We start from the raw sequence: 18,490 nt of genomic DNA on the forward strand, positions 1-18,490 counted from the left end.
AGGAAATGAGATGAAACAGTTATTAAGCGTTGAGTGGAAGAAAGCATTGACATTAAACAGAATTCTGATGTGTTTAGCAATTATATTTATTCCAACAACTGTGCAATTTCTCTATGTGAAAACTGGGTATCAATTTTATCGTCCTGTCGAAGTGCATACAGAAATGATAGGAGGTATCATTGCTCTTCTATTTCCAATTCTGTTCATTATTATCTATTCAAATAGTTATGCAAGTGAAATAAAAGATAACTTCATCACGTATATGAAGTCTCGAACAAAGTTGTCAAACTATCTATTAGCCAAAGGAATTGTCAATGCGGTATTAACATTTGCGGTGGCTTTTTCCATGGTCTTTGTATCATTTGTACTCATTGTATATATTGAACCGTTATTAAATATCGTCGTTTATGAGACAAGAGATATTAGACACGTATCGGTTGGTACGTTTGAGATTTTTCTATCGTACGGTACCTTAACGTATGGTCTTGTTTATTCTTTTTGGGTGGCAGTAAATGCGGTCCTTTATAGTACAGCTTCATATGTTCTAACAATCATAATTAAAAATAATTTTCTAGCTCTTTCATTGCCTTTCCTATGGTACTTTGTTGTAAATTATGCAATCGCCATTTTGGGCTTTCCTCAATTTTCAATGTCCAGCACAGCATTCCCATTTAACATTACACAACAACCTATTTGGACGATATTTGTTCCCTTTACTACTAATATAATGATTCTATTCTCATTAATCTTTTATGTAAAAACCCATTTTCAAGAAAAGGTTTTTGAACATGCTAGTTAATTGGAAAAAACCACTTTCGGTGTATTGGTTGATCTTTGTGCCTATCATTTCTCTTTATATTTTTAGCGAACGGAACTCCATCTTGCTTAAAGCAGAAACCGAAGATGCTACCCTGAATTTTTGGGATGTTATCTTAGTGAGTGTAAATGACCTATATTTGATTGTTTATCTTATGTTTCCTATTTTCTTATTAAAAACAGGACATCAATTGGCAAACTCGTTTGAATATACACAATTAGTACGATGGGGTTCTTATAAAAGATGGATCATTCAAAATTTGAAGGTTTTTTCTCTATTTAATGTTTGCCTGTTACTTCTCTGGAACTTATGCAGTTTAGTAGTATCTTTCGGACTACCTTTCACTTTGCAATGGAGTGAATTTGGGCAGCTAAATTTAGACGGAAATGAAATTCTTTATACTTTAAGTAGCAATTTTTCACAACCATTATATGCCTTGATATTGCAGTTTCTATTATTCTTCTTGGCAATGCATACAATTCAACTTGTTTTATCCATCTTATATGTCTTAACGAAAAGTAAACGTGCTATTTACACTTGTCTATCTTTTTTGTATGTAATGTCCATTTTGTCTTTTAAAGTTATCCCAGTAACTTATAAATGGCTCCTACTGCCTAACTATTTAAGTTTATTTCATGGAGTAGAAAGTTTCAGTAGCACTTGGGCTTCATTTTTAGTGTTAATCCTCCTGCTTGGAATAGCCTTAATCAGCTTACAATTTATCGGGAGAGATTTTCGGCTTTTGAAAGAAAATTTTATTGAAGTAGCTCCTATAGGTATATTTATCGGACTAATTCTCCTGGGTATCGTATTCCAGGCTATGAAATATTCAGATGCTAATCTCACGGCAATGGATTTATGGCTGCTTGCATTTTTTGGAACTACTCATGAGGCGTTTCAAATTCTTTCTCTCAGTTTTTATGTAATCGTATTCATTGGATTTGTTTACTTTGTGCAGCTCTTCCTGCAAAAACAACTTATGGAGTTGAGCCATTACTCCATCATTCGCTATGAATCTTTAGTCAAATGGTTCTGGGGATGGTTTTCTGCTATTCTCCGAAATACCATAGTATTTCTGCTTTTACTTACTGTTTCTACTTTAATTATTTCGGTTGGTTTTGGCTTTTCACTTTCTTTGAATTCACGCTTACTTCCAGATGTTTCTGCGTTTATATTTAGTTATCAGTTTTTTATAAATGGATTTTTGCAAATTACGTTTTATGTATTACTGATTGTTCTAATTTCATGGATAACAAAAGATGTGTTAAAAAGTTTTGTCACCCTGCTAATATTCATTGTGTTTATGTTTCCAGGAATCAATTTTGATTACCTGATACCAATCGGCTTAAACAGTATGGGGCAATTATTCATAAATCCAACCCCCTATACACATTCAATTGTTTTAGTGATATCTGTTCTTGCTGAACTAACAATTCTAGTCTATTTATTAAGACGAAAAGATTTTATTCTATGAAAAGGAAGTGGTTTTATGTCTCTAATTGAATTGAAACAAGTAAGTAAATCGTATAAAGGGTTGGTTCTTTTTGAAAATACGAACCTTTCAGTCGAAGAGGGAAAAATTTATGGACTAATTGGTCCTAATGGTTCAGGAAAATCGGTTTTATTTAAAATGATGTGCGGCTTTATATTTCCTGACCAGGGAAGCGTAACCGTCAGAGGGGAAGAACTCGGAAAGAAAAATCGGTTCCCGCAAAATTTTGGTGTAATCATTGATCGTCCAGGCTATTTAGGAAATAAAACTGGATTTGAGAACTTAAAATATTTAGCGATGATTCAAGATAAGATTTCGGACGAACAGATAAAAGAAACCATGATGAAGGTTGGGCTGCAACCAACAGCCAAACAAAAAGTGAAGAACTATTCTCTTGGCATGAAACAAAAATTAGCTCTCGCCCAAGCTATTATGGAAGATCAAGAAGTTCTTTTATTAGATGAACCGTTTAATGCTCTTGATATTGACAGTGTTGAAAATATACGGGAGCTATTACTATCCTTGAAAAAAGAAGGAAAGACAATTGTTCTAACCAGTCATAACCAAGAGGACATCGATATTCTGAGTGACCATATTTTTAGAGTAAGGAATTACGCTTTAGAACAGTTAAAGTAAGTAGATTATTAGTTTTTCTTAAAACATGGCATTTGCCATGCTTTTTTAATTCCTACTTAAATACATCTTTTCACACATAATAATCTTTATCCCTACTCTTCCTCCTTATGCTCATGCACTTTATTCACCTCTTAGAAAAGAAACAAGTTGTCCCTCTTCTTCCCCACTTTTTCTCAAACTTGTACCAACTTTTCATGGTCTTTGACATGAGAAACTTTGTCCAAACATCCTGTATTTCTCCTGCTTTTTTCTCCCATTTTTCTCCTGCCTCTCTGGTTTTCCTCCTACTTTTTCTCCTGCTTTTCTTTTCCATTTATCTCATGCTCTTTCCTGCCTTAAACCTTGATTTATCAGGCTTTTGTTCAAGCATTTTTATTCATTCTGGCTGGCACGTTTCAACACTCCTTCTCCCGCTTTTCTTCATGTAAAAAAGACCGAGGGGCTACCAGGCTATCACCTAATTTTCCTCCAGTCTTGACCAATCTTCTTTATTAAAGAACATGGTTTAAACCCAAAAGTTTTTTAGTTATAATCTATCACTATTTTTCATTTTCATTTTCTTTTTTATTGTCTTCATATACTTTATTGTATGTCTTTTTAACATTATCCATTGAGTTCCCGTCAATAAAGTATGCAATAGCTGCTTCGCATAAAGCATAAGTACCTGCTGATGCTATAGCCCCCGAAATCACATTTCCCGCAACAGGTATAATCTTGAGTAACTGTCTTGCTACCTGTCTTAGTATAAAACCAGCGGCCACATTTAACCCTAAAGCTCCCAAAAATTCAACAACGCCTTTTTTATCAATCTTCTTACCACCAATTAAAGCGATAGAAGTAACCATTGCCATTTGCAATCCAGTTACTATGGGTAAATCAGCAAGAGGAATTGGACTCGCACCGATCGCACCTGTTACACCTGCCACACTTTTACCTATTCTTCTTGCTATTTTTTTCTGAACAGATTTAACCTTAGACAATTTTGCAAGTATCATTTGAGCCTCATTTGGCAACTGCTCAATAAGATAATCTAATAAAGAATCAACATTCCATCTTATGTCATATACTATTTGATTATCTTCAAATTCAACATAACAAGAAATAGGTATTACTGTAACAGGATTTGAAACCGCATCACGTAACTTTACAGATAAGACTTCCATTGCATCAATTATATTCTTTTGTTTTACTGGATGGTCAAACGGTGGTTTATCTGACGATTTCGGACTCAGTTCATCTACTTGTGTCACTACCCCAATAATTGGCACATCATAATCATGTTCTATTTGGATTGTCTTTTTCAATTCTATAAGTTGAGCCATATCCTCATCTATTCTTGAACTGACTTCCTTGGCTTTACTTAAAAACAAAATTGCATCGGGGCATTTTTCCTTTATTGATGCTTGTACCTCTTCAATGGCAGAAACCTCTGAAATATCCTCTTCTGGTTTATCAGCTTCTCCTAAGCCTCTTGTATCAAGTATTTCAAGATCACCTGAGTCAGATTGGTAAGTGTGCCATTTGCCCATACCGGTTCTTGCTTTTACATCACCAATTTCCGCTCTCATTTCACTAAAAATAGCATTAATCAAACTGGACTTTCCTGCACCTCTTCTTCCTACTATAGCAATTCGTGCAGGTCTGGCATCTAAAGTAAACGCTTTTAATGTTTCAAGTTCTTCTCTCATATTCTTTTTTATTTTTTCAGGTAACTTCGATTCTATTAAAGCATCATAAATTGATTTTAATAAATCCTCTATTTGTTCATAGTTAAATTCCTCATTGCTGCTCATATACTATCCCCCAAAACATATATTACATATGTCTTATTATAGCAAAACCAACCCGATATTAGAAGATTTTGTAAATTCACACTATATAACTTGCTTAGCATCTACTTTCTCACAATTATTTCTTCTTTTCCCTGTTTCTCTCCTTTTCACCCTTTCTTTTTCAAGCAAAAAAGACTGAAGATCATCTGAATCAGATCAGGAAACCTTCAGTCTTGAATGTTATATTTATTTAAATCGTATTTTTGTTTAAGAAACTGTAATTTTTGTTTGAGACAACCTGTTAAATGAGAATAAAGTTGTTTAATTTTGAAGCTGCAAATACGCATTACACCGTCCACAAGTGTAAACGGTGTAAAAATAATGTTGTTTAATTCTTTAATTTTACCTATCTTAACCATTGAAAAAGAAACAATAAAGTTGTTTAAAATGAGTGGAAATTGTAAATCTTGATTTAAAACCGAAGATTAATTATACGGATTATTATTTCTCTTTAATATTACCAATATTTTCTCAATTTCATCTGCCCCCCCATAAAAACACAATTTTCCTTCTTCTATATATAATACGCTGACATTGTCGGATTGCTCAATTTCCTCAAGTAAATGTGTGCTAATTATAATGACACTATGAAAAGAGAGCCTTTGTATGATCCGTTTAAAAAATGACTTTTCTTTAGAGTCTAAGCCTTCAAATGGTTCATCCAGAATACAAATTCGTGGCTGGTTAATAAGTGCCTGAATCAAACCTACTTTTTGTCGTTGCCCTCCCGAAAGGGTTCGGAGCTTTCTTCTCTTAAGTTCAAATAAATTAGTGTCCTTTAACCATTTATCTAATAAAGGTTTAACAAGCGTGTGAGGAATCCCTTTATGAAAGGCCATATACTTTAAGTATCTTTCAATTGTCATTTCCGCATGGCCAGTAAAGTGCTGTGGCATGAAACCGATCATTTCTCTTATATCCTCATCGTTTAGCTCTTTAAGAGACACTCCTAATCTTTTTTCATATATTAAATTTGTATAGAATATCTCACCTTTATTTGGATGTACAGCTGTAGCAATAAGTTTTAAAATTGAGCTTTTTCCTGCCCCATTTTTTCCGACCATATAGGTGATTCCTGTTGAAAACGAACATGTAATATTGTTTATGAGTTTGGTATTACCCTCCATGTATTCCACATTATTCAACGAAATCCTCAGGCTCATTCCATATCCCTCAACAGACGATTCCTCAGTAGGACGCTACTTAACATAAGACAAGAAAATCCTATGATGACACTATTCAATAAAAAGAAATAATCATTTTCAGGTAACTGAAACATAGATGCTGATTTAAGTTGCTTGTCAAATAAAGTTTGACTAAACCATACGATTAGTGCAAAGGTAGATCCTATCTTTTGTCCAAACCAAAATGTACTTACAAAACCAACTACTCCAAAGAAAAAAATAGGAGTAAAAGAACTTAATAAATACAAGATTGAATTCGCTCTTCCTAATATTAAAAAGCTTAACGGTAATGTGATTGCTAATTGTAAACCCATGACAATCATAAAACGCGTAAACATTTGCTGTATTAAAGAATAATAACTTAACTTTTCAATGATTTCATTTCCTTCATTTCCAGAGCGAAAGGAGTAACTAATTACAGCAATTATAATAAGCGTGATCCACTTGATCCATGTCATATATCCAATTATTTCATTAACCGAATTATGACTGATTGTAATTGTCAATACGAGCATAACTATTCCTGTCAGCAGCCAACTAGCTGTACCGTGAAAATTCCATTGGGATAAAAATAAATTCAATATTTTTGAAAACATAGATTGAGCAGATTGATTGGCTTCCAGCTCTGCACGTAAATCTACAGGCTTTATCTCCTCAACCTCTTTTATTTTTTCAATCAAACTAAAAGTTTGTTCTCTCGTTGGCTCTGGGGATGTAAAACGGTCAAAACGTTTTTTCCACTGATCTTCCATACGTGACAATTCTTGATCTTCACCCATTTACACCCACCCCTTTTCTATCATCTTCTTTTAAAATTTTCTCAAGATGCTTTAAACCACGCGCAATCCGAGTTTTTACCGTGTTGATTGAAATATCCAATGTCAAAGCAATCTCTGCATATTGCAAATCCTGATAAAATCTCAAATAAAGAACAGTACGATATTCAATTGATAATTGATTTAAGGAGTCTACCATCCATTGGCGTTCAAGTTGCCGATCGATTATATGGTGAATCTGCCCCTTTGTTTCTAAATTCAAATCGGTAAATTGTTCCTGACGAGTTGAAGCCTTTTTCCAGTGATCTTTGCAAAGATTCGTCGCTATTTTGTATATCCATGGTTTGAACTGATCAGGGATGTGTCCTCTTTTTCCTTGTCGATAGATTTTAATAAATGTCTCCTGAACAATGTCTTCTGCCAATTTTTCATCTAAGAGTAATCGGTACACATAACCATACAGAGGTTTATGATAGCGGAAAACAAGTGTATCCAGAGCCGAGTCATTACCGACTGACAGCCGTCTCATATAATCCTCGTCTTGCATTCCTGTCCCTCCGTTTTTTCAAAATGACTTTCGGTTGAATTGAAAAACAGCCAATATTGATAATAATACTCCTAGACCGATATAAAACAATCGATTATATAAGATCCATCGATCATCGATTGAAAAAAAACCACTATTACCGTTGATATACTTATAAACATTAGGAAAATCCAGTAAAACTGGGTTTAAATATAATAATAGCGCTCCTCCATTTAATGATATCATCCAAAAAATTAGTCCTGCAAATCCCCCCCCAAGTGAATGATTTCCAGTTACCGTAGCTACTACTACAGTCCCTCCAATTCCTATGTAAACTGGAATAGAAAACAGAAGGCCTTTCCAAATAAAGCTGCCAGTAAGAGGCGTCAACAAAAGTGTAACGAAGCACAGTAAGGTGAAAAAAATTAGTGATGATATTACTAATCTTTCAACAATCAGCTTCCATCTTGATATAGAATACGTAATTAATTGGCCATAAAATTTCGAATCAAAATCAATGGAGAAGCACCATTGTAAAATAAACACGAATAAAATGAGCGCGGCTTTTTCATATATCATACTTGATAAGGAACCGACAGTATATAATTGGAAAATATGGATAAAGTATCCTCCAAAAGGAATGAGTAACATGATGACAATGAAATGGAAAGAAGTAAACCAAAGCTTAATCCAAATTCTTAATCTAATCGCTAGTCCACTCATTTGCTTTTTTCTCCTTCATACCTTTGCAATTCGGCACTCATATTAAAATCTTTCTCTTCTTCCAGTTGAGAGTATTGAGTAAAAAGAAATTTAACGACTTGCTTAAATTCTTTTACTCCTTTTTCATTATAACGATTTAAGATATCTATGAGATTTGTTTGCTCTAATCCCGTATGACTAACAATCCAGTCTTTAAATTTATTAAAGCCTGTTTCATTCTCCATATCATTCAGTAATGACCATTCCATGGCTTTTTGCAACAAAAATAGATCATCATATTCCCCCAATATTGCTTCTCCTTTAGTAAGGTCTACCACAATCTTATATGGAATAATAGAATCATTCTGATCGAGGTCATTAACATCCCACACGATAAACTCCTGGCTCGGCGTGTTTTCTGTAAGAGAGCTATGTACAGGATCCAAAATATAAATCACATTTGGCGTCATCGGAACTTCTAGCCACTCTTCTGCAATCTTCCATCCTTTTTGATATTTCCGTACAGTTTCTCTGGCACCTTCTAGAACTTCAGGATGACCGACCACTCTAGTATGATCAACCATCACTTTCTCAAAATTGCCTCCAATCAAGGATAATCCATATTTAGATGTTCCTTTATATAGACCACTTTCCACACGAGGTATCGTCAGTGCGATAGGAATACGATCTTCTTTATTTGTTATTTCAACAATAAATTCAGTAGGATGATCTTCCACAATTCTTCCATTTCTTAGTTCAAACTGTGCATAGCGATTATTATGTTCACGACTTTTCGCTAAATGACGTTTTCCAATGAGTGGATACCAACCAGCTTCCTTAGGTAGATAGATCCGATTTGCTTCTATAAAGGAATGCTGCACAAAGGCGTCGTTATGATATTGCTTCATATTTCCGGAATAATTCAACATTAAGTGGATCTCTTCATTTGGTTCAATCATATTGTTGAAGTGAACAACTAGAGCATCCTTTTCTCTTGAACAAGTAACCCCCGATTCACTATAACATTCCTTCACCTTTAAATCGTGGTGTAATGTAAGATAAACATCTTGAACTGGTTTATCACCGTTATACTTGATCATCAAACTACTTATGACATCAATCTGATTTTCAGATGGGAACTGAATGTTTAAATTTGTACGCTCCATTGAAAAATCATATTTTATTTGATCTTGTCGAGAATCATAAAATGAATTCTCTGCATCATCTTCTAAGTAATACTCTCCTGCTTGAATGTATTGTTCTAACGCTACATAATATTGAATGTAGCGAAAACCACTTAGCAGTACTGCAGGAATAGAAATTACCATTAAAATTACTACAATCTTTTTTTTATCTCTTCTTTTACTGCGAGCCGGATTATACAGGATTAGTGTAACAAGAACTATAACAATCCCAAGCAAAAAAACGATAACCTGGTGAATAATTGCACCTTCAAATACGGCATTGATTCCCCATATACTATTAAAAGGAGAATTTGAAAACATAGAATCATATAGAGTTAGTAATTTTAATTTTGGATTTATATATGAATAACCCTGAATCTCGAAATGAAGGTAGAATACCCCTGCCAAAATAACCGGAATAAAAACATAGGCTATCATATTTCTTATCAAAATACCGAACAAAAAACCTAATGAAATCAGTAAAGCAAATGCACCTTCCATTTGGATAAATAAGTAGATAATGTTTTTTAACCATTCCCCAAAAGTGATGCTTCCACTCGAAAACCATATTCCTTGAATAATCAATGTGATTAACGTAATACATAGACCAAATGATTGAGTGATCAGCCATTTCCCTAGTATCCATTCAACATTTTTTACCTTATAGGTAATAACTAAATGTTCAAAGTTATTTTCACGGTCTTTTCCCGCCATATACACCGCAAATAATCCTAGAAATAATAGATTTAATAGTAGAACCCATTGATAGCTATCATAAAAAACGGCTGCCCTTTCATTATAATGAACGGATTGAAATTCATAGGATAGAATGACATATCCCCAACACAAGATGTTCAGTATGAATGGCACAGCTAAAAACTTATTCCGAATTAATAGTAGTGTTTCATAGCGAAAAATACTATTCATTATTCTCATTGAATCATCCCATTTATGACCGCCATGTACCCATCTTCTATCGTTGGTTGTACGGCTATGGCGCCTTTATATGGTGGTTCTTTCGCAATTGCTCGGAAGACAACAATGTCCTTTTCTCTTCTGCTAGAAATAATTAAATGTTCCCTTTCTACATTGTCATATTCAGAATATAGCGCTTGAAACTCCCAGACGTAATTCACTGCTATTTTCGCTAAAGAATCAGTCGTTCCTTGATAAAGTACCTTACCGTTATTTAATACTGCAACCTTTTCACAGCTGGATTCTATATCACTTATAATATGAGTGGAAAGAATGATGGAATAATCTTTACTCAATTTTTCAATTAAGTTGCGAAATCGAATTCGCTCTGATGGATCAAGCCCTGCGGTCGGTTCATCTAGAATAATTAATTTCGGGTTTCCAAGTAATGCTTGTGCAATTCCAAGCCGCCTTTTCATTCCGCCAGAGAAACTTTTTATTTTTTGATTGGCATGCTGCAGAAGATTTACTTCTTCCAAAATTCGTTCAACTTGTTTTGATCTTTCCTGATTATCAGTAATACCTTTCATCGAACCTACATAGTGTAAAAACTCTTTACCAGTAAACTGTAAAGGAGCATGGAAATTTTGCGGTAAATAACCAAGTATTTCTCGTACCTTGTCTCCTTCTTTTAACAGATCATAATCATATATAGTCACTTCTCCTTCCTTCCAAGGAAGGATGGTACTAAGGATTTTTATTAAAGTCGTCTTACCAGCACCATTAGGTCCAAGAAGTCCAAATAAACCTGTTTCAATTTGAAGTTGGATATCTTTTAAAACTTGAAAGTTCCGATAGGATTTACTTAATCCTTTTATTTTGACATTATACATATACATCTCTCCCCCTAAAACCATGTTCTAGCCTTAACACGAATAGGAGATAGAAAATGTTTCAAAAACAGATGGAAGCACTTCATGCAATAAATAAGGCGGTAAATAATTACCAAGATGATAAATTTGCAGGATTATTAGTGATACCCACCGGTGGAGGGAAGACGCTGACTGCTGTGCACTGGGTATTAAAAAATATAATTAACAATAATAAGAGTGTTCTTTGGATAGCACACAGATACGATTTGCTTGATCAAGCACTTAGAACTGTAAAAAGTAATTCATATGCTAATCTAATTACCAAGAGAGAATGCTTTAATTATAGAGTAATATCTGGACAACATTGTAAACCAACTGAAATAAGAGGGGATGACGATTTTATAATCGCAAGTAAAGATAGTTTGAGAAAGAAAGACCATTTAATAAGTATGTGGTTGAAGTCTAATAAGGAGGTTTTTTTGGTCATTGATGAGACACATCGTGCGACGGCTAAATCATACAGGAATATTATTAATTTGTTAGGGAAAGAGGTTGATAAATTAGGAATTTTAGGATCAACTGCCACTCCATTTAGAACAAAAGTTGAAGAAAAGGGGCTTTTAAAGAAAGGATTTCCAAATGATATTATATATAACATAAACCTTCGAACCTTAATAAGAGAGGTATACTGTTAATGACGCTCTATAATGTCCTGAAACTGACGGCTCATTTTGTCCTAAACTTGACGGATTTATTGCCGAAGTGTTCATCGTTTGATTATCTTCATAATACTTGTAAGGCACTCCATATAATACGAAATAATTGCTCTATCATGTCTGAACTATTAATTACATATATAGAGTACCTCTTGCATTTTTCTAAGCCTGTTTATTCATGTCTAATAAAGCAAGTACTTTTGTAGGAATTACTTCGTAGCCCGATTCTTCTTTTATTTCTTTTACAATGTTTTCTTTAGGTGATAATCCTGTATCATAAAACCCTCCAGCAAAGACCATCTATCGTCCATTTTTTCTCTTACCATTAAGATTTTATCATCTTTAAACACAACACCACGAACATCTAACTTAGGAGTTTGATATCCTGTTTCATTAGTAAATAAATCTTTAATTTTTTGCATTTCTAATCCAGTATATTCTTCCATGATCTCAGCACTTATTTTTCGTAACTCTTCAAAGCGTTCAATGTCATAAACATCTTTTGAAAAAGCTAATCCCGCTTGGGATAATGATTGAATTTTTTTGCCCATTCCAACCACTTATGACTCATTTGGAACACCTATTTTTATAAATTCAAGAAATTCAGCTACACTTTTAAAAAAAGAATCAGGTTTAATAGTAAATTCCAAAGTTTGATAATCAGGCAACCATTGAACTCCAACCGTATAAACATTTGCCTTTGCACCTGCCTGGATATCAGCGTCACTATCTCCAACAAACACTGCCTCACTTCTGTCTACACCTAAATCAGATAAAGACTTAATCACCCCTTCAGGATGCGGTTTTGGGTTTGTTACATCATCACCCGTTATAATAACATCAAATAAATCTTCCATTTGTAGAGCTTTTAATGAAATATCCAAACTCCTCTTTGCCTTGCCTGTAACAATTCCTAACCTTACTCCCATGTTTTTTAAATACTGTATTAGATCATCTATTTCTTGATTATGTTCTACTAAATCTTCATGAAATGCTGTATAGGTTTCATAATACATTTCAATTGCTTGTTCTTTATTTTGATGACACAGATTCTCTCTAATAATCCCCGTTTCAGAAGGCCCAAACATCGCTTTAATCTCTTCTGACGAAAGCTCTCTATCATCAAACTCACTAAATACTTTCTTGAAAGCACAATAACATATTGGTAAGGTATTCGCTAAAGTTCCATCAAAATCTAAGATTACCGCTTTCATAAAAACACATCCTGTCTTGCTTAACGTCACCCATAATATCCATTAATCCTTTTAGTGGTACGTTTTTGAGGTGAGATGCTCTGTTAAGTTTATTTGTTGTTTATTTTAATTGACTATAATCGTTTTACCAATGTCCAGCGAAGAGGATAAAATGCTATGATCAATTTTGCGGTGCAACCCAGTCAAACCTTTTTGTTTAGAGTACTGACAAGAAACCGAAATAAAACAAAAGAATTTGTTGGTCTGATTCTTCGACCTTTAGTTTTCACTGATAGAAGAATGTTAAAAAGACTCTAAAACTAAACATAAGAAAAGGCTCTTTTCTAAAAGATTGTTGCTATTGAATAAGGTTTTTTTAATATAATAATAAATGGTATAATATTCTAAAAGAGAGGTGATACATATGTTGAATATCGGTGATATTATTTTTCAGTTATTTGCACTTTTAGTTCCTATCGCAATCATTGTAGCTATTATTATTTTTGTTCGTTCTTCAAAAAAGAGAAAAGAACAATTAGATAGAATTGAAGAAAAGTTAGATAGAGCATCAGGACAATCTCCAAAAAAATAGCATATTAAGCTCGGCTCAGAAAGCCGAGCTTTTATGCAATTTCTCTAATAGTATTTACAGTATTAAAATTCACCTTTTGACAAGAGCTGAGAAACATATTTAATACACGTTCTAATCCCTTTGAAAATCTTGTTTCTCGAACTTCCCCTATCATTTTTGATATGTAGGATTTCGGTTCAGGGAACAAGTCTTGTTGAACTGCTCTAAATAGCTCCAATTGCTCTTTTTTTGTAAGGGAATTAAAGTCTTTATAAACATCGTGCCAAGCCATCGTCATACGGAACACCCTTTCAACATTCTTCGACCAAATTATATATTATGTTCTGTATAGCAACAATCTATACGAAAACAGCCTAAGAAAAAGTTATACCAATCGAAAATTAGCATTGTCATTCTAATATGAAAATACACACATTGAACTATTTCAAAATTTAAAAACCATCCTAGGTCAAGCCTAGGATGGTTCGTTTTACAAAACTCGGTTAATACTCTTTTATTATAAAGAGAACTTACTACCCCTTCGTATTCATCTGCATTTTTAATTCCAGATCCACTTGCTCTTTCACTACGTATTCCTACATAGGTACCATTAATATATTTTTTGTATCTTGCAGTACCAACGCCCTTTTGACCGTCTTTCCAACGGGTAATTATTCCATATTTATTTACAGGAATCTGTATTATAAAGGTTACAGTGTTTGATGAAGCCACGTTTTTTTGTCTTTCTACTGAAACCGATGTTGAAGCCTTAAGATCAGCTAGGAACTTATTTCCAAGACTGGCTTCAGCAGCTATGTTTGAACTTACTCTCCAGTCTACTGTTTCACTATTTTGTTGAGTGTATTCTAAAGGAACTGCCGAAAGAGTTCTGTTTGAAAACCCTACTTTTGATACATAGTGAGATTTAGTAACAGGTGAAGTACTTGACATTGTAAATGAATCGTATACATATCTAGTACTACCCGCTTTAGCATTGACCAAATACGCCGGTTCTTCACCTGTAGAAGTTACACTACCTAATAAGTTATAATCGACTGTTGATATTGGTTGCACTCTAGTATTGGTTATATATTGACTGTAGTCTGCTGAATCCATTGAATTGCTATATGTTCCTAGTTCTGCGCTTGCACTGGAACCGCCATACAAACTTAACCCAGTAATTAAAGCTAATGATGCTAAAACAGTTTGTTTTTTCTTCATCTATTTTCCTTCTAATATTTTGGTTTTTATCCCTTACTTTTACAAATATATTACATTTTTTCCAAAAAAACAAATTTTAAATTAAAAAAATAACATATTTGTATATTTTTGGTTATGTATTATAATAGTTAAAAAAGTAGGTTGGTGAAGTAATGAGAAGATTTGTAGGATTTTCAACTCTTATAGTACTTTTTATGTTAGTAGGTTGCAGTTTAAACGAAAATCAGAGTGTACATACAACAACGAAGGTACCTGCCGAAAAAAAAAAACCTGAACTTATAACATATGACAGATATCAATCTTTATTAAACGAGTTAGGAAATTCAATAAAAGTAGAAGGTTTTCATTTTAAAGGGGCATCTACAGATACTCAGATAACCATTGTCGAAAAAAAAGCATCTTTTGGGAAGAGGGAATTTCTTACGATAGGAGGCAAAATGGACGGCAAGGAAACTAATGAAAGAGTTTTTTTTGAGAATAATAATACAAACGTAGTTACTGCACTTGACTTAATTTATTTAGAAAAACCAATGGATAATGATATGCTATATTGGAATCAGTCTGTACCTTACGGCTTAAAAAATAAAGAGGTTTTAGCTACTTTTGATGAATCAATATTAGTTTACAAGAATATCATTTTTAAAGTTACAGTTCTTAATTTAAACGATAAAACAAAGGACGAACCAATAGCAGTACTTTTTACAGATAAATTAGTGGAATTTATTAATTCAAATCTAAAATAAATGTTTTGTCCTTTTCAGATATTGTAGTTATATTTAGTTCCATTATAAAAAAGGCTTAGAATACAAACTAAGCCTTTTTATCTTATAATTGCGGTCAACTTAAAATGCTAAGAGATATCTGCAGAAGTTATGGCTCATCCGCTATATCAACCCGCATCTCGCACGTCTCTTATAGAAGTGTAAACCCTTAATTAGCAGAAGGTGTCAACTGGTTATTCTAGAAATATGTCCTGATTCTTTAATAAAGAAAAATAAGCTTTTCTCCAATTTTAACATAAATGTCCAAAATCCACTCTTTTACACACCAATTTGCATAGCAACTAGCAAAGATTTAACGCAACCATTAAAACACGATCCTTAAGTGATTTGAAAATTACTGATGAAATGATTAGTCTAATAACTACTGGAATGACTAAATCTTCTGCTTTGTACATGATCGGAGATGAGGGTTTTCTTATAATCATATTTTTTAAATAATTGCTTAAAGGATTCTAGATCTTACTTTATCTTGTGAAGCCATAATAGCCAAAAATAATAATATTCGAGCTTTTGCTGTTGAAAATCTACACGTATTATAAAATGGTTCTTATTAAGCTAAAGAGGGCTAATCTCCAACAAAGTAATACGGTAAAAAAAGCTCGAAGCGTAATGACTCCGAGCTTTTTTGTGTACTAATATTTCACCGCTAAAAGGCCTGCTAATTCAACTGCGAATTACACTGATAATTAGAATTTTGCACTTCAAAACCGAACCCGTTAGTACAAGAGTAGCCGTCTTTATGTTTCTGGATGTGAGTTTTTAGTTACCAACTTTATTGTTCAAAACCCACCTTCATTTTTGAAGATGGGCTTTATTACAAATATTATTCTAACTAATTGACTAGGTTTTTATGGTACGACCGAGTTGTCTATGGTACGACTGAGTTGTCCGCGGACACAACCTGTAACACTACACCCGCAACATTACTCCACAGTAACAGACTTAGCAAGGTTACGCGGCTTATCAACGTCACAGCCTCTGTGAAGCGCTGCGAAGTAGGAGATCAGCTGAAGCGGTACTACTGCTACCAGCGGAGTTAGTGTTTCGTGCACTTCTGGAAGGACGAAGCGGTCGTCTTCTTCCTCAAGTCCCTTGATGGAGATAATACAAGGATTTGCACCACGTGCTACTACTTCTTTTACATTACCGCGAATGCTCAGGTTTACGTGCTCTTGCGTTGCAAGTGCGATGACAGGAGTGCCGTTTTCAATCAATGCGATTGTACCGTGCTTTAGCTCTCCGCCCGCAAATCCTTCAGCCTGAATGTAGGAAATCTCTTTTAATTTCAGAGAACCTTCCAAGCCAACATAGTAGTCGACTGCACGGCCGATGAAGAAGCAGTTGCGCGTTGTAGACAGGTACTCGCGTGCAATATATTCAAATTCTTCTTTCTGATCGCATAGTGCTTCCATTGCAGTTGCAACAATTCCAAGCTCCTGAGCCAGATCAAAGTGAAGTCCTGCACCTTTTCTTTCAGCTGTTACTGCTGCAAGAATAGACAGAACAGCAATCTGCGCAGTGTAAGCTTTTGTTGATGCCACTGCAATTTCAGGTCCTGCATGCAGAAGAAGCGTGTAGTCTGCTTCACGGGAAAGTGTTGATCCCGGTACATTTGTAATCGTAAGTGTTTTGTAGCCAAGCTCTTTTACTTGTACAAGTACTGCGCGGCTGTCTGCTGTCTCACCGCTTTGTGAAATAAAGATGAATAATGGGTTCTCGGATAGAAGCGGCATGTTGTAGGAGAATTCACTCGCTACGTGCACCTCAACCGGTGTTTTAGCCCACTTTTCAATAAACTGCTTACCAAGAAGACCTGCATGGTAGCTTGTTCCCGCCGCTACAATATATACACGGTCAGCTTCATCCACTGCATTTAAGATATCCGGCTGGATCACAAGCTGGCCGTTATCATCCTGGTACTTTTGAATAATCTTACGAATCACAAGCGGCTGCTCGTCAATTTCTTTCAACATGTAGTGAGGGTATGTTCCCTTCTCAATATCTCCGGCATCCAATTCTGCTGTGTAAGGAGCACGGTCAATGATGTCGCCTTCCGGGTTTTTAATAACTACTTCTTCTCGTGTAACAAAAACAACCTCTTTATCCATTAGTTCAACAAATTGGTCTGTTACCTGAAGCATCGCCATTGCATCGGAAGCCACAACATTGAAGCCTTCTCCAAGGCCTACCAGCAATGGACTCTTGTTTTTTGCTACATAAATCGTGTCAGGGTTTTCATTGTCTAACAGGGCAATGGCATAAGAGCCTTTCAAAATGCCTAAAGTTTTACTGAAGGCTTCCTCCAGATTAAGGCCTTCCTTCATAAACTTTTCGATTACCTGAACAACAATTTCAGTATCTGTTTCACTTTTCAATTCAACGCCCTCAAGAAATTCTCTCTTCAGGCCGGAATAGTTTTCAATCACGCCATTATGGACAATCGTTAAACGAGTTGTGGAGCTTTGATGTGGATGTGCATTCACTTTGCTCGGTACACCATGTGTTGCCCATCTTGTGTGACCGATTCCAGCTGTAGTATTCACAGATGTATCCACTACTTCACGAAGCTCGGCAATTCGCCCTTTTTCTTTGAAAACCTGTACGCCGCTGTTTTTATTAACGACTGCAATCCCTGCTGAGTCATAGCCTCTGTATTCCAGTTTTTCCAAGCCGCGAAGCAAGATTTCCTTAGAGTCATTCTGTCCAATATAACCAACAATTCCGCACATTTATAAGTTCCTCCCGTAAGCAGGGGGACAGGAAATCCAACTGAATCAATTCGGGGACTTCTGCTGTCCCCTCATACATGTTTTTAATTTTAAGTGTTGGTTATTGTTTGCTGCCTTGTGTAAATAGTTGCCTACTTATTTTAGAGCAAACTTACGGTTATAACTCGGTAACCGGGAGGCATCCGCCGAAACATCGATAAACCTCCTCCTCGTCAACTGGGGATTTTCGTCTCCACCCAGTTCAGGCGCTGTTTATTCTATTATTCACCCTAAACCCCTTTCTTTATTGGACTAAACTGCAACACAAGCAATATTATGACATAAGCTGCTGAATTTCGTCAA

The 18,490-nt window shown here is 34.8% G+C and carries 17 protein-coding genes and 2 pseudogenes; 6 read left to right on the plus strand and 13 right to left on the minus strand.

From position 1 onward, the window contains the following. Nucleotides 1-10: 10 nt before the first annotated feature. From GJU40_RS08245 to GJU40_RS08255, 3 genes are read left to right on the plus strand one after another with little or no spacing between them, the layout of a single operon-like run. Complete coding sequence (locus GJU40_RS08245) at nt 11-799, plus strand: ABC transporter permease (RefSeq protein WP_154307263.1); 789 nt, start codon at nt 11-13, stop codon at nt 797-799. Next, nucleotides 789-2,291, plus strand: a complete 1,503-nt coding sequence (locus tag GJU40_RS08250) for a permease (protein WP_154307264.1) — start codon at nt 789-791, stop codon at nt 2,289-2,291. The genes GJU40_RS08245 and GJU40_RS08250 overlap by 11 nt, the downstream gene beginning before the upstream one ends. Nucleotides 2,292-2,306: 15 nt before the next feature. After that, nucleotides 2,307-2,945 (plus strand): ABC transporter ATP-binding protein, encoded by a 639-nt coding sequence (locus GJU40_RS08255; protein ID WP_154307265.1) that lies wholly within the window; start codon nt 2,307-2,309, stop codon nt 2,943-2,945. Between the two features lie 124 nt (nt 2,946-3,069). Here GJU40_RS08255 and GJU40_RS08260 read toward each other — a convergent pair whose 3' ends face one another. From GJU40_RS08260 to GJU40_RS08295, 8 genes are all read right to left on the minus strand, one after another. Continuing rightward, nucleotides 3,070-3,258, minus strand: coding sequence for a hypothetical protein (locus GJU40_RS08260; RefSeq protein WP_154307266.1), 189 nt, complete (start codon nt 3,256-3,258; stop codon nt 3,070-3,072). A 226-nt stretch (nt 3,259-3,484) separates the two neighbouring features. Next, complete coding sequence (locus tag GJU40_RS08265; protein WP_154307267.1) at nt 3,485-4,738, minus strand: GTPase family protein; 1,254 nt, start codon at nt 4,736-4,738, stop codon at nt 3,485-3,487. A 464-nt stretch (nt 4,739-5,202) separates the two neighbouring features. Further along, on the minus strand, nt 5,203-5,940 hold the full coding sequence (locus GJU40_RS08270) for an ATP-binding cassette domain-containing protein (protein WP_154307268.1): 738 nt from the start codon (nt 5,938-5,940) through the stop codon (nt 5,203-5,205). Continuing rightward, entirely contained in the window at nt 5,937-6,740 is an 804-nt protein-coding gene (locus GJU40_RS08275; RefSeq protein WP_154307269.1) for a hypothetical protein, read from the minus strand. The genes GJU40_RS08270 and GJU40_RS08275 overlap by 4 nt, the downstream gene beginning before the upstream one ends. Further along, nucleotides 6,733-7,284 (minus strand): RNA polymerase sigma factor, encoded by a 552-nt coding sequence (locus tag GJU40_RS08280; RefSeq protein ID WP_154307270.1) that lies wholly within the window; start codon nt 7,282-7,284, stop codon nt 6,733-6,735. Before GJU40_RS08280 ends, GJU40_RS08275 begins: the two co-directional genes overlap by 8 nt. Before the next feature lie 18 nt (nt 7,285-7,302). Next, on the minus strand, nt 7,303-7,986 hold the full coding sequence (locus GJU40_RS08285) for a hypothetical protein (RefSeq protein ID WP_154307271.1): 684 nt from the start codon (nt 7,984-7,986) through the stop codon (nt 7,303-7,305). Then, complete coding sequence (locus GJU40_RS08290) at nt 7,983-10,085, minus strand: ABC transporter permease (RefSeq protein ID WP_154307272.1); 2,103 nt, start codon at nt 10,083-10,085, stop codon at nt 7,983-7,985. The genes GJU40_RS08285 and GJU40_RS08290 overlap by 4 nt, the downstream gene beginning before the upstream one ends. Next, complete coding sequence (locus GJU40_RS08295; protein WP_154307273.1) at nt 10,082-10,957, minus strand: ABC transporter ATP-binding protein; 876 nt, start codon at nt 10,955-10,957, stop codon at nt 10,082-10,084. Before GJU40_RS08295 ends, GJU40_RS08290 begins: the two co-directional genes overlap by 4 nt. A gap of 56 nt (nt 10,958-11,013) precedes the next feature. Here GJU40_RS08295 and GJU40_RS08300 point away from each other — a divergent pair, with 56 nt between their 5' ends. Next, entirely contained in the window at nt 11,014-11,631 is a 618-nt protein-coding gene (locus GJU40_RS08300; RefSeq protein WP_154307274.1) for a DEAD/DEAH box helicase, read from the plus strand. A gap of 201 nt (nt 11,632-11,832) precedes the next feature. Here GJU40_RS08300 and GJU40_RS08305 read toward each other — a convergent pair. After that, nucleotides 11,833-12,223 (minus strand): annotated as a pseudogene (locus GJU40_RS08305) (NUDIX hydrolase); the annotation flags it as partial. Beyond that, nucleotides 12,213-12,866 (minus strand): HAD family hydrolase, encoded by a 654-nt coding sequence (locus GJU40_RS08310; RefSeq protein WP_154307275.1) that lies wholly within the window; start codon nt 12,864-12,866, stop codon nt 12,213-12,215. The gene GJU40_RS08310 and the pseudogene GJU40_RS08305, both read right to left, overlap by 11 nt. A gap of 403 nt (nt 12,867-13,269) precedes the next feature. Between GJU40_RS08310 and GJU40_RS08315 the strand changes: the two genes are divergently transcribed. Next, a complete protein-coding gene (locus tag GJU40_RS08315; RefSeq protein ID WP_425481210.1) occupies nt 13,270-13,437 on the plus strand; it encodes a DUF4083 family protein in 168 nt (55 codons plus the stop codon). A 112-nt stretch (nt 13,438-13,549) separates the two neighbouring features. Here the strand turns inward: GJU40_RS08315 and GJU40_RS08320 are convergent. Together GJU40_RS08320 and GJU40_RS08325 are read right to left on the minus strand one after the other, a co-directional pair. Then, nucleotides 13,550-13,714: pseudogene (locus GJU40_RS08320) on the minus strand (IS1595 family transposase); the annotation flags it as partial. A gap of 32 nt (nt 13,715-13,746) precedes the next feature. Next, on the minus strand, nt 13,747-14,637 hold the full coding sequence (locus tag GJU40_RS08325) for a hypothetical protein (RefSeq protein WP_154307276.1): 891 nt from the start codon (nt 14,635-14,637) through the stop codon (nt 13,747-13,749). Between the two features lie 152 nt (nt 14,638-14,789). Between GJU40_RS08325 and GJU40_RS08330 the strand changes: the two genes are divergently transcribed. After that, nucleotides 14,790-15,380 carry a hypothetical protein gene (locus GJU40_RS08330; protein ID WP_154307277.1) on the plus strand — a complete coding sequence of 197 codons (591 nt, stop codon included), beginning with the start codon at nt 14,790-14,792 and terminating at the stop codon, nt 15,378-15,380. 962 nt (nt 15,381-16,342) lie between these two features. Here the strand turns inward: GJU40_RS08330 and glmS are convergent. Further along, entirely contained in the window at nt 16,343-18,148 is a 1,806-nt protein-coding gene (glmS, locus tag GJU40_RS08335) for a glutamine--fructose-6-phosphate transaminase (isomerizing) (RefSeq protein WP_154307278.1), read from the minus strand. Between the last annotated feature and the right edge of the window lie 342 nt (nt 18,149-18,490).

Origin of the sequence: Metabacillus lacus, from assembly GCF_009674805.1 — a bacterium.
Classification (GTDB): Bacteria; Bacillota; Bacilli; order Bacillales; family Bacillaceae; genus Metabacillus_C; species Metabacillus_C lacus.

Bases quoted from the DNA above. Each gene is read 5' to 3' on its own strand.
- GJU40_RS08255 (WP_154307265.1), top strand. From the start codon at position 2,307: ATGTCTCTAATTGAATTGAAACAAGTAAGTAAATCGTATAAAGGGTTG.
- GJU40_RS08250 (WP_154307264.1), top strand. From the start codon at position 789: ATGCTAGTTAATTGGAAAAAACCACTTTCGGTGTATTGGTTGATCTTT.
- GJU40_RS08290 (WP_154307272.1), bottom strand. From the start codon at position 10,085: ATGAGAATAATGAATAGTATTTTTCGCTATGAAACACTACTATTAATT.
- GJU40_RS08285 (WP_154307271.1), bottom strand. From the start codon at position 7,986: ATGAGTGGACTAGCGATTAGATTAAGAATTTGGATTAAGCTTTGGTTT.
- GJU40_RS08245 (WP_154307263.1), top strand. From the start codon at position 11: ATGAAACAGTTATTAAGCGTTGAGTGGAAGAAAGCATTGACATTAAAC.
- GJU40_RS08280 (WP_154307270.1), bottom strand. From the start codon at position 7,284: ATGCAAGACGAGGATTATATGAGACGGCTGTCAGTCGGTAATGACTCG.
- GJU40_RS08330 (WP_154307277.1), top strand. From the start codon at position 14,790: ATGAGAAGATTTGTAGGATTTTCAACTCTTATAGTACTTTTTATGTTA.
- GJU40_RS08310 (WP_154307275.1), bottom strand. From the start codon at position 12,866: ATGAAAGCGGTAATCTTAGATTTTGATGGAACTTTAGCGAATACCTTA.
- GJU40_RS08300 (WP_154307274.1), top strand. From the start codon at position 11,014: ATGTTTCAAAAACAGATGGAAGCACTTCATGCAATAAATAAGGCGGTA.
- GJU40_RS08275 (WP_154307269.1), bottom strand. From the start codon at position 6,740: ATGGGTGAAGATCAAGAATTGTCACGTATGGAAGATCAGTGGAAAAAA.
- GJU40_RS08315 (WP_425481210.1), top strand. From the start codon at position 13,270: ATGTTGAATATCGGTGATATTATTTTTCAGTTATTTGCACTTTTAGTT.
- GJU40_RS08265 (WP_154307267.1), bottom strand. From the start codon at position 4,738: ATGAGCAGCAATGAGGAATTTAACTATGAACAAATAGAGGATTTATTA.
- GJU40_RS08295 (WP_154307273.1), bottom strand. From the start codon at position 10,957: ATGTATAATGTCAAAATAAAAGGATTAAGTAAATCCTATCGGAACTTT.
- GJU40_RS08260 (WP_154307266.1), bottom strand. From the start codon at position 3,258: ATGGAAAAGAAAAGCAGGAGAAAAAGTAGGAGGAAAACCAGAGAGGCA.
- GJU40_RS08325 (WP_154307276.1), bottom strand. From the start codon at position 14,637: ATGAAGAAAAAACAAACTGTTTTAGCATCATTAGCTTTAATTACTGGG.
- glmS (WP_154307278.1), bottom strand. From the start codon at position 18,148: ATGTGCGGAATTGTTGGTTATATTGGACAGAATGACTCTAAGGAAATC.
- GJU40_RS08270 (WP_154307268.1), bottom strand. From the start codon at position 5,940: ATGAGCCTGAGGATTTCGTTGAATAATGTGGAATACATGGAGGGTAAT.